An 11320-nucleotide genomic window follows, 5' to 3' on the forward strand; every position below is an offset into this window, starting at 1 on the left:
GTAATACCGCGTAGAGTACCTCGGTACTCTACGCGGTACTTAACTAAGTATCCTGTCGGAGGGTGGCGAAGCGTCACCGATCAGCAACGGCCTCGCCACGCAGGGTGGCGACCACGCCGGCCCGGCCGGGATCACTCCGCTATGGGCACCGCGACGGGTAGGGGATCTGCGGGGCGTGCCGCTCCCACTCGGCCTCGCTCATCACGGCTGTCGGATCGGTGCAGGCACGTTTGGCGATATGGGCCGGGTCGATGTCCCACAACCGGGCGGTGTTGTCGTCGCCGGAGGTGGCGGCCAGTGTGCCGTCCGGGCTGAACTGGACGCGCCGCACCGTCGCCGTGTGTCCGAGCAGGCCGCCGACCGGGCGGGGATTGCGCGGGTCGGAGATGTCCCACAGCCGGGCGGCCTTCCGCGCGGTCGTGCCCATCAGGTGCAGGTCGACGCGGAAGGCAACGCTACTCACCCAGTCCGATCGGTCGGTGAAGGTGTATAGCATTTTCGGTTCCGTCGGCGTGGCGATGTCCCATAGCCGGGCGGACCGGTCCGCCGACGTCGATCCGAGGATCCTGCCGTCGGGCCGGAAGGYGAGCCCGAGCACCGCGTTCTCGTGCCCGTTGAGGATCGCGAGCGGCGTGGGCCGGGTCGGGGTCGACACGTCCCAGAGCCGGATGGTCCGGTCGTGGCTGCCGGTCGCGAGYATTCTCCCGTCCGGGCTGAACGCCACGGTGTTGACCCAGTCGGTGTGTCCCACGAGGGTGGCCGCCAGCCGCGGCTGGTGGGGATCGGTGATGTCCCACAACTTGGCGGTGTTGTCGGTGCCGGCGGTAGCCATGGTCTTTCCGCCGACCGCGAAGGCGACGCTGTTGTTGACGTCCCGCAGCACCGCCAGCGACCTGGGCCGCTCGGGCACGGAGATGTCCCAGAGCCGGACAATGTGGTCGTCGGTGGACGTCGACAGCAGCCGCCCGTCCGCGCTGAAGCCGCCCTGCAGGAAGGTGCCGCTGTCCCCCGGGATGACCGCGAGCGGTCTGGTGGCCATGGGGTTGCTGATGTCCCAGAGCCGGACGGTGCTGTCGTCGCTTCCCGTCACCAGCATTCTGCCGTTGGGGCTGAACCGTACTCCGATCACCCGCTCGGTGTGGCCAACCAGCGTATTGATCTCTACCCCGCCGAAGTTCTCAATCAGGCTGCGCTGGGCCTCCTCGGTGGGCTCGACGCGGTAGGCCGCCAGCGCAAGTTGGCGGGCCAGCTGCGGTTGTGTCGTGCTAGCCGCCGCCGCCTCGCTCGCCAGCCGGCGCGACACCTCGATGCTCTCGGGGACCGAAGCGGGGTCCTTGTGGGTGACGAACATGAGGGTGGCCGTCACCGCTACCGCGACGGCGCAGAGACTGGCCACCAGCGACACCACCGTGCGCCGCTGCCACCGGCCGCGCCGCTGCCGCTGCTGCTGCTTCGGCTCGCCACCCTCGGGGTAGCCGCGGCCGGGTGCCGGACGGTCCAGTGGCGACAGGTCCAGTGGTGACAGGATGTCGTCGCTCGGCGGTGGCATCGCCGGGTTGGCGGAACCCACGGAACCCACGGAGTCGGACGGTGTCCGCGAGGCTCCGGCGTCCATGCGCGCCGGCGGCTTGACCGGCGGATCCGTGACCACGGTGACGGCGGTTGGGCCAGCTTCGCCTCGCACCGCCTCGTCAACGTTGGACAGGCCGAGGAGGGACTGGTAGAGATCGCTGGCGGTCGGCCGGTCCGCCGGCTCCTTGGACATCGTTTTCGCCACGATCGAACGGAGTCCGTCGGGCAGGCCGTCGATCTTGGGCGCCTCGTGCACCGCTCGATACAGCAGGACCGGGGTCGTCGCCTTGCCGAACGGGCCGATCCCGGTGCCCGCGAACGTCACCACCCCGCCCCAGGCGAAGATGTCCGCGGCCGCCGTGACCAGCGCGCCGCGCGCCTGTTCGGGAGCCATGAAAGCGGGGGTGCCGATCAGGCCGGTGGAGGTCGTCAGCGAGGTCGTGGAATCCATCGCGCGCGCGATGCCGAAGTCGATGACCCGCGGACCGAGCCGCGACAGCAGGACGTTCGACGGCTTCAGGTCACGGTGGATCATTCCCGCGGCGTGGATGGCGGTGAGCGCCGCCGCGACCGAGATGGCGAGGCGTTCGAGGTCGGCCTCCGCCATGGGACCGTTGGCGGCGATCGCGTCCGCGAGCGTGGGACCGTCGATGAACTCCGTCACCAGGTACGGGCGATCGGCCTCGACGTCGACCTCAAGCACCTCCGCGGTGCAGAATCTGGCGACCCGCTGGGCGACTTCGGCCTCACGACGGAACCTGGCCAGGAACTCGGGCTGCCGCGCGAGGTCGGTACGGACCACCTTGACGGCCACGGGCCGCCCGTCCCGGCTCCTGCCGAGGTAGACGATTCCCATCCCGCCTTGGCCCAGCCTCGCCACGAGCTGGTACGTCCCGACAGTCACGGGGTCACTGTCGAGCAGCGGTGTCGCGCGGGAGTTTGCCACGTCCCACGGAACTGACCCGTCAGGCGTCGTCACGGCAACCGTCGCCGCGCGGTCTGCGAACCCACGGCCGCCCCCTCCCGCCGGAACCTGACCTTCACGCGCACTCATTGCGCACCGCGGCGCCGCACGCATGAGTGCCTACCGTCTCCGTTAGCAGCCGTGGTTCTGACAACCGGCTCACGACGGAATTTGTGCCTGGATTCTAGAGGTGCCTGAAGGCGCGTTCACGGCGCGGYCCACCCCCGAGAGCCCGACGTAGCGCATCGTAATTGCGCGACAACTTCCCGTTGGCGGTATCAGTCGCGGTAGCCCTGGCGACGCCGGGGCCACCGGGTCGCAACGGCCCACATGGGCTACCATCAGCATTGATCAAAGGGTACCGGGGCTATCGCTCGTAACGGTCGCTCGTAACGGTCCCCATGAGACCCCATAGACTACCATCAACCTTGATCACAGGGTACCGGGGGGACCGTGGAGGTCGATCTTGGCGAGGAGTTCCTTGCCGCCGAGCTGGGCGAACAAAGGAGAGACTCTTCCGCCGCGGCCTCGGTGATGCCCCCCAGGGAATATGCGGCGGATCGGATTGCGCCAAGGAACGGTGCCGTCGACGGAGCGCCGGTCCCAGAAGCGCCGGTCCCAGAAGCTCGGAACGAGTCGCTGCCAAGCCCGCCGTCGGACCGACTGGTGTACGCCTACCTCGGCCGACAGCGGCGCTGGGTACTACTGTGCATGACCGCGTCGTTCACCCTTGCCTCGTTCAGCCTGGTCAAGTTCGCGCTGCTGGCGTCGGCGTTGTGGGTGTTTCTCCTGCTACTCGGGCTCAACGCGATTTGTTCGGCCTTCACGATTGTGGCCACCCAGCACCGGCGGCGCGTAACGAGACAGAGCCATGAGGGCCTGGTCAGCGGCTGGCGGCCGATCTACTGCCCCAGCGTCGACATCTTTCTTCCCAGCGCGGGTGAACCTCTCCCGGTGTTGCTCAACACCTATTCACACATCGCCCGGGTCAGGTGGCCGGGGCAGCTACGGGCGTACGTCCTCGACGACAGCGGCCGCCCGGAGGTCGCCGCCGCGGCCGCCGCCCACGGCTTCAGCTACCTGAGCCGGCCGGACCGGGGCCGGATGAAGAAGGCCGGTAACATCCAGTTCGGGTTCGAGCACTCGCGCGGCGACTACATCGCCATCTTCGACGCCGACTTCTGCCCGCGGCCGGACTACCTCTTTCACCTGGCACCGTACCTCGACGACCCGAGCGTCGGTATCGTGCAGAGCCCGCAGCACTTCGATACGAAACGGTCGATGGGCTGGCTGCAGCGGACCGCCGGCGCCACCCAGGAGCTCTTCTATCGCTGGGTGCAGCCGTCCCGCGATGCCGTCGGCGTCCCGATCTGCGTCGGAACCAATGCGATCTACCGGCGCGGCAGCTTGCGGAAGGCAGGCGGCTTCGCCCAGATCGAACACAGCGAGGACGTCTTCACCGGTGTCAAGCTGCTGGCGGCGGGCTACACCACCCGCTATGTACCGGTGGTGCTGGCGACTGGCCTGTGCCCGGCYGACCTGGCCGGTTTCATCAACCAGCAGTACCGCTGGTGCAGCGGCTCCATGGCCCTGCTGCGGACCCGTCAGCTACGCCACATCAGACTCGACTGGAAACAGCGGGTCTGCTTCTGGAGCGGGTTCCTCTACTATATTTCCACCGCGATCAACGTCTTTACCATTAACATTCCTGGCCTGTTGATGGTGTACGTCTACCCGGAGCTGGTGCGGCCCTATAATTTCCTGCCCTTCCTGGCCGCCGCCTGGGTGTGGCTGGTCCTGCTCCCGGCCACCAGCCGCGGTCGATGGCGTTTCGAAGTGCTGCGGGTGCAACTTGTGTACAGCTTCYGCCACGCTGTCGCGATCCTGCACATGGTGCGTGGTCGCACGGCATCCTGGGTGGCGACCGGCTCCGTGCGCAAAAGGGGGAACCCGATGGTCCGCGGCGTGGTTCGGACCGCCTTCTGCTGGCTACTGCTGACGACGTGCGCGACATGGACCGGCATCGGTCTCGACGTCTGGAGGTTCGGCTGGGGAAACTTTTGGCTCGTGATTCTGTTTCAGCTCGGCCACAGCTATCTGAGCGTCCCGCTCCTGTTCRACCTGAGCCGCCTGCTCGTGGGACGCGGCGACCGGCCGGCACGCAGCCGGCACCGCGCCAGGCAGTCTCAGCCCGACTCCGTGGTCCGGGCATGGACCGGCGGTCCGCCGGCTCACAGCGCGCCGGCTCACAGCGCTCCGGCTCACAGCGCTCCGGTCTCGCCCTCGCACGGCGCTCCACCCGCCAGCGCGGCCCTGCGCCAGGGGTGAAGCGACGTGGAACGTCACGACGACGATCTGGACTTCCCGGCCTCCGAGCACCTGCGCTGGCCCGACGGGCTGGCGATCACCGTCGGCCTGGCGGTCATCGCGTTGCTGGCCACCGGCTGGGTCGACCCGACCGTGCTATGGCACTGATCAGGCCGGGCGGACCGTGGGAACGGTCGGCCTGAGGAGCATGAGGACCATGAGGACGACGGACGGCGCGGTCACCGTGCCGCTGCGGCGACCCCACCCGGGTCTGGTGCGGATCGAGGAACGGCTCGGCTTCCGCCCCGACATCGAAGGGCTACGCGCCCTGGCTGTGCTGCCCGTGCTGTGTTACCACGGTCAGGTCCCCCACGCCGCTGGCGGGTTCGTCGGGGTCGACGTGTTCTTCGTCGTCTCGGGGTTCCTCATCACCAGCCTGCTCGTGCGGGAGGCCGAGGTCACCGGTCGGATAAGCCTGGCGGGATTCTACGCGCGCCGGGCCAGGCGCATCCTGCCGGCGGCCTGCGTCGTCCTGGTGTTCGTCACCGTGGCGAGCTGGCTGACGATGCCGCCGCTGCGCCAGGCGGAGACGGTGCACGACGTCGCGGCGGCCTCGGTCTACCTGGTCAACTGGCGGTTCATCTCGAACCAGACCGACTACCTCGCCAGCGGTCGGGATCCCAGTCCGGTGCTGCACTTCTGGTCGCTCAGCGTGGAGGAGCAGTTCTACCTCGTCTGGCCGCTGCTCCTGCTGCTCGTCGTGCTGTTCGCCCGGCGCGTCACGATGTCGCTGGCCGCCGTCGCGGTCCCGGTCACGCTCGGGCTCGTCGCCCTGTCGWTGACGCTGTCGCTGCACTGGACCCTGGTGGAGACGCCGGTCGCCTACCTGAGCTCGCCGACCCGGGCGTGGCAGTTCGGCGTCGGTGCGCTGGTCGCCTTCGCCACGCCGGCGCTCGCCAGACTCGACCGCGGCCGCACCGTCACCGGGTTAAGGATCGTGCTCGGCTGGGCGGGGTGCGTGGCGGTGGTGACCGCCGTCGTCAGCTACGACAGCGTGACGGTCTACCCGGRCACGGCGGCCTTGTTGCCCACCTTCGGCGCGGCAGCGGTCATCGCGGCGGGTACCGGCGTCCGCCCGGGACACCGCAGCCTCCGGGCGGGTGCGGGCCGGTTGTTGGGGACCAGGGTGCTGACCGTCATCGGAAGCCGGTCGTACAGCCTGTACCTGTGGCACTGGGCCGTGCTCGTCCTGGTCGAGGCGCGGGTGGGAGACCTGAGCTGGCAGACGCGCACGGCAGTGGTCGCGGCCTGTGCAGTGCCGGCCGAGCTGTCGGCGCGGCTGGTCGAGCGTCCGGTGCGGCTCTCGGCGGTCGCGGCGTCGGGCTGGCGTCGTGGCCTCGCGATCGCCGTCACCGCGACGTTGCTGCCGGCCGCCACCGGCATGCTGGTCGGYACCGATGCGTTGCAGCGGATGCGGGGCGGTGACCGGGACGCGGTGGCGGTGCTGCCACACCTGCCCGCGGCCACGGTGGTGCGTGACCCGTTCGACCAACCCGGCGGCCTGTTGAGCGGCCCGGTGACGCCCGCCCCCTGGTCCGCGTACGACGACCTGCCGCGGCTTCCGGAGGGCTGCATGGCAAGTCCCCGCCAGACCACGAGCCCGCCCTGCCAGCTGAACACCGACGGCGCCACCGGCCGGGTGGTCCTGTTGGGGGACTCGCACGCCGCCCAGTGGTTCGGGGCGGTCTACCACGTGGCCCGCGGCAGCGACTGGTCGGTGGAGGTGCTGACCAAGGTCGGCTGTCCGTTACCCGCCATCTCGGTCCGCAGCGAGCAGCTCGGCCGGGAGTTCACCGAGTGCGACACCTGGCGGGAGAACACGTTTCGCCGGCTCGCCGCGGAACCAAAGCCAGRCGCGATCTTCCTGAGTACGTACAACCGGTACACCGGCGACGAAGAAAAGGTTGTGGCGGGATGGCGGAACACGATCGCACGGCTCGCGTCCCTGGGTGCTCCGCTGGTCTACATCGTCGACACCCCGAATCCACCGGGAGACATTCCGGCGTGTATTTCCGGCGCAATCGACAACTGGCGGTCGTGCTCGTTCCCGCGGGATTCCGGACTGCCCCGCGACCCGCTGCTGCAGGCGGTCGTCGAGGGCCGCGAACCAGCGGTCAGCGCGGTCGACCTGAACGTCATCCTGTGCCCGGGGACCGGGCCCTGCCCGGCCGTACGGGGCAGCGTGCTGCTGTACCGCGACGACTCCCACATCACGAACACGGCAGCGGTCATGCTCGGGCCGGCGCTCGAACACGCGCTGGTCACCAAGGTACAGCTGCCGTTGCGGGGACCGCGGCTCCAGTCAAGCCAGACCGCGGGCACACCGCGTTCCTGACTTCGGTCCCGGTGGAATCCGGGCACCGGGTAGCCTCGCGAACGAGATGCGCCATGGCCGTATTTCAGGACTTCTGTACACTTTTCAGTCATTGTTTGGCGGACGTACCAGCCAGACGGCCGAGGTACCTGGTGGGGAGGCGCTGATGCGACGGCGGTCTGCCGTCTGCCTGATGATGGCGGCGAGCGTACTGGTTTTCGCCTGCAGCTCCCCCGGCGACGGCCCGTCGCTGAAACCCGCATCCCCGAGCGGCGCCGCCCGCGGCGGCTCGGCTCCGCCGCGGGCGGCCGTCGAAACCGTGTTCAGGACCCGTCCGCAGTTCGGCGTCACGGTGCCCGGCATCAGCCAGGCGTCGCTGGGCGAGGTTGCACGCACGACGGCCTGCCCGCCGGCGATGGCCCAGTTCTTCGTCTCCGTGACCCACGGCCTGGACCCGACGGTACTCGGCGCGGTGCCGGTGACACCGATCGTGACGGTCGAGCCGTGGAACCCGGACAAGGGGGTCAACCAGAGCGACTTCACGCTCGACAAGACCATCGAGGGCCGGTGGGATGACCACTACCGGGCCATCGCGATGGTAGTGAAGAAGTACGGACGCCCCGTCCTGATCCGGTTCGCCCACGAGATGAACGGCTACTGGTACCCGTGGGCGTCGGTCGGCTCGAACACCCCGGCGCTGTTCGTGGCGGCGTGGCAGCACGTGGTCGGCATCTTCCGAGACGCCGGCGTCACGAACGCGCTGTGGGTGTGGTCGCCGAACGTGCTCCGCGGGACGTCGGGAACGCCGCTGGCCGAGTACTACCCCGGCGACAAGTGGGTCGACCTGATGGGTCTGACAGGGTAYGGCGTGCAGGAGAGCTCCGCCGCGCAGACGTACGACCCGTCCATGGCCCAACTGGCCGCGCTGTYGACCAAGCCGGTCCTGCTGACCGAGGTGGGCGCCCAGCGGGACCAGTACAAGACCAGCTGGATCGCCTCGTTCGGCAGTTGGCTGCAGAGCCACCCCCAGGTGGTGGGGTTCGTCTGGACGGCGATGAACATCAAGGACGGCGTGAAGGGTGACTGGCGGTACGACGACTCGGAGGCCGACCTCGCCGCCTTCCGGGCGAGCCTGCTCGCCGGGAGGGTCGCCTGCTGACCGCCGCGAGGAGCGTTCCGGAGTCGGCCGGCCAGCCGGGTCCGGCGGCCCGTCACCGTCGCGGCAGCCGTCGCGGCAGCCGTCGCACCATGGTCGTTCTCGCCGTGGGCGCAGCCGTCGTCGCCTGTGCCCTGGTCCACGCGGTGAACCTCGACGGCTGGCCCGGCCGGTTCAACGAGGACGAGGGCACCTATGCCGCGCAGGCCTACGCCCTGCGGTACTGGGGCCGACTGGCGCACTACACCTACTGGTATGATCATCCTTTCGGCGGCTGGGCCCAGATCGCGGCGTACGCCTGGGTGACCGACKCCTTCGGCCGCGGCGCTACCGGCGTGAGCGCCGCGCGCGAGTTCATGCTCTGGGTGCACGTCGCGAGCTGTGTCCTGGTCTACTTGTTCGCCCGCCGGCTGGACGTGCGCCGACCGTACGCGGTGACGGCCGTCGCGCTGTTCTCGCTGTCACCGCTGGCGCTCTGGTTCCAGCGGATGGTGTTCCTCGACAACATCATGGTGATGTGGCTGTTAGCGGCGTTGGTCATGGCTGCGGCGCCCAGACGGCGAGTGCGGACTGCCGTACTGGCGGGACTCGCGGTAAGCGTCGCGTTCTGGTCCAAGGAATCCGCTCTGGTGTTCCTGCCCGGTGTCTACCTGATGGTGTGGATCAATCACCGGCGGCGCAACCTACGCGCCGCGAGCCTCGGATTCGCCGCCGCGGCCGTGGCGGGCCCCGGGGCGTTCGTGGTGTTCGCAGCCGCTCGTGGCGAGCTGCACCAGCTGCGCCGGGCGGTCGAGTTCCAGCTGTTCACCCGGCAGTCCAGCGGCAGTGTGCTCGACCGCGGCAGTTCGGCGTGGAACCTGGTCGGCTTCTGGCTCGGGCTCGATGCGATCCTGCTCGCCGCCGGCCTCGTGGCGGCGATCGCCGGGCTGCTGGTGCCTCGGCTTCGGGTGCCGAGCGTGCTGCTGGTGAGCCAGGCACTGCTCCTGCTCCGGGAGGGGTACCTGCCGTACCCGTACGTCGTCGGGATGCTGCCGTTCGCCGCACTCTGCGTAGCGGGGTTGGCCGACCACCTTCATCCCCGGCCCGGGCCTGCCACCACAACCGCCCGTCTTCGCCTCGCGGCGGTGGCCTCGGTGGTCGTGGCCGGGCTGGCGGTGCTGTCGTGGCAGTGGGGACCGGTCCTGGTCGACGCGACCTCCCGGGACGACAGTCTCCCGAGCCGGGAGGCGTCCGCCTGGTACCTCGGCCACGTCCCCCCTGGCCGAGTGACGATCACGAACGATTACGCGTGGCTCGACCTGCTACGCGGAGGTACCAGGCCGATCTGGCACTGGAAGATCAACGACCAGGCCGTACGGGCGAGCCTCCCGAACGGCTGKCGCGACGTCGACTACGTCATCCTCGACGCCTGGATGGCCGAACCGGCGACGTTGCACCGGCTCCCGTTGCTGGCCGACGCGCTGGCCCATGGCGTCAAGGTGGCTTCGTTCGGCGCCGGTCCGACCAAGGTGACGATCTACCGGGTCGACCGGGTCGTCGAGGCGCCGGGTGGCGCGGCGCGTGCGGGCCGAGTGGGGATGCGCCACTGACAGGCCTGGAGTTGAGGTCACTGGGACGAACACTGAGGTCACGGAGCCATCCCCCTCGGTAGCCCCTACCTGCTGTTGCTCCGCGACGCCCCGGACCGGTGACCTTCCGCACGCCCCTTGACCGTCACCAACGTTGTTGGCTAGCGTCGGCTAACGGCGTTAGCAACCACCGACGACAACCAGGTCGAACGACCGAGGGAGCGGGTATGACATCGAATCTGCTCTACCGCGGGCCCGGCATCGCCGAGCTTCACGAAGAATATGCCAAGAAGCGCGTGCTCGACGAAAAGGCGCCGGTAAAGGCCGCGGCGGAGATCTCCGTGGCCGCGCCGACCGAGAAGGTATGGCGGCTGATCAGCGAGATAGACCGGTGGCCGGCGTGGAACCCCGCCGTCCGGGACGTGCAGGTTCACGGCGGGGTGGCCGTCGACACATCCTTCATCTGGGTCAACGGGAAGTCACGGGTCCGCTCGACCCTGGCGGTCGTCGATCCACTCCACGAGATCACCTGGAGTGGGGTCTCCGCCGGCATCAAGGCCGTTCACCGCAACGTTCTCGAACGGACACCGGACGGTACGGTGCGAGTCACGAGCATGGAATCGATGTCTATGCCCTTCCTCGGCCTCATCTTCAGCARCACGAAACTCCGCAGCGGGCTGAATGACTGGCTCACGGCGCTTAGGYAGGCCGCCGAAAAGGCGTGACCTTCACCGCGCCTGGGTTCGGCTGTCGATGCGGTGACCACCGGCCGTCGCGGCGATCGCTGTGACCGCGAACACCACTGCCCAGACGCGATGCCCAGCCAGCGCCGTGGCGATCGCGGTCAGACAGAACAGGAGGATCTTCACCATCAGCAGCGCCGGCCCGCGAAGCCGACGTCGTGACGCGGGGGCGAGCCACACTCCCCAGACGACGGCCGCCATCAGCGGCAGCAGGACCGCCAAGGCAACACCGGCGACGGCTGACGAGGCGAGATCGAGTCCGGCACCCGCCAAAGTGCCCAGCATCGCGAGTTCGGACAAGAAAGCGAGAAACATGATCGACCCGCCCACCACGCCGCTGCGCGGGGTACCGCCATCTGCGCCAGACGAACCCATGAGAGGGAACATAGTGGAACTTCCCGGGGAGTGAATTGTGATTCTGGGAACTACTGCCGCATCAGGCACCGTTCGCCTGCCTGACAACCTGACGAGTGGAATCAAATGGTCAAAGCGACGCGTGACTTTCTAGCAGCTCGTTGAAAACTTCTATCGGCTTCAACCAGCCAAGCGTCTGCCCAGGGTGACCCGCAAAGTCATTGATGCAGGTCAGCGGGGTTGTCGAGAGTGAGGATGGCCAGGAGCAGGGCGTTGTCGTGT

8 protein-coding genes are annotated in these 11320 nt (G+C 68.7%); 6 read left to right on the plus strand and 2 right to left on the minus strand.

Features of this window, described 5'->3' with window-relative positions; genetic code table 11:
* Positions 1-139: 139 nt before the first annotated feature.
* Positions 140-2476 (minus strand): serine/threonine-protein kinase, encoded by a 2337-nt coding sequence (locus Manayef4_RS17505; RefSeq protein ID WP_254665712.1) that lies wholly within the window; start codon positions 2474-2476, stop codon positions 140-142.
* Between the two features lie 726 nt (positions 2477-3202).
* Here Manayef4_RS17505 and Manayef4_RS17510 point away from each other — a divergent pair.
* From Manayef4_RS17510 to Manayef4_RS17530, 6 genes are all read left to right on the plus strand, one after another.
* Positions 3203-4864: a glycosyltransferase gene (locus tag Manayef4_RS17510; RefSeq protein WP_254665713.1), complete on the plus strand. Its 1662-nt coding sequence runs from the start codon at positions 3203-3205 to the stop codon at positions 4862-4864.
* A gap of 6 nt (positions 4865-4870) precedes the next feature.
* A complete protein-coding gene (locus Manayef4_RS25100) occupies positions 4871-5011 on the plus strand; it encodes a hypothetical protein (protein ID WP_023842071.1) in 141 nt (46 codons plus the stop codon).
* Between the two features lie 49 nt (positions 5012-5060).
* Positions 5061-7238: an acyltransferase family protein gene (locus tag Manayef4_RS17515; protein WP_070132312.1), complete on the plus strand. Its 2178-nt coding sequence runs from the start codon at positions 5061-5063 to the stop codon at positions 7236-7238.
* A gap of 145 nt (positions 7239-7383) precedes the next feature.
* Complete coding sequence (locus Manayef4_RS17520) at positions 7384-8376, plus strand: glycosyl hydrolase (RefSeq protein ID WP_175443413.1); 993 nt, start codon at positions 7384-7386, stop codon at positions 8374-8376.
* 89 nt (positions 8377-8465) lie between these two features.
* The gene (locus tag Manayef4_RS17525) at positions 8466-9962 is read left to right on the plus strand and encodes a glycosyltransferase family 39 protein (protein ID WP_070132316.1); all 1497 of its coding nucleotides are present in this window, start codon (positions 8466-8468) and stop codon (positions 9960-9962) included.
* 275 nt (positions 9963-10237) lie between these two features.
* Positions 10238-10666, plus strand: a complete 429-nt coding sequence (locus Manayef4_RS17530) for an SRPBCC family protein (protein WP_175443414.1) — start codon at positions 10238-10240, stop codon at positions 10664-10666.
* A 3-nt stretch (positions 10667-10669) separates the two neighbouring features.
* Here Manayef4_RS17530 and Manayef4_RS17535 read toward each other — a convergent pair whose 3' ends face one another.
* Entirely contained in the window at positions 10670-10999 is a 330-nt protein-coding gene (locus Manayef4_RS17535; protein ID WP_023842073.1) for a YrdB family protein, read from the minus strand.
* Positions 11000-11320 lie beyond the last annotated feature (321 nt).

It is taken from the genome of Frankia sp. CgMI4 (assembly GCF_001756285.1).
Classification (GTDB): domain Bacteria; phylum Actinomycetota; class Actinomycetes; order Frankiales; family Frankiaceae; genus Frankia; species Frankia casuarinae.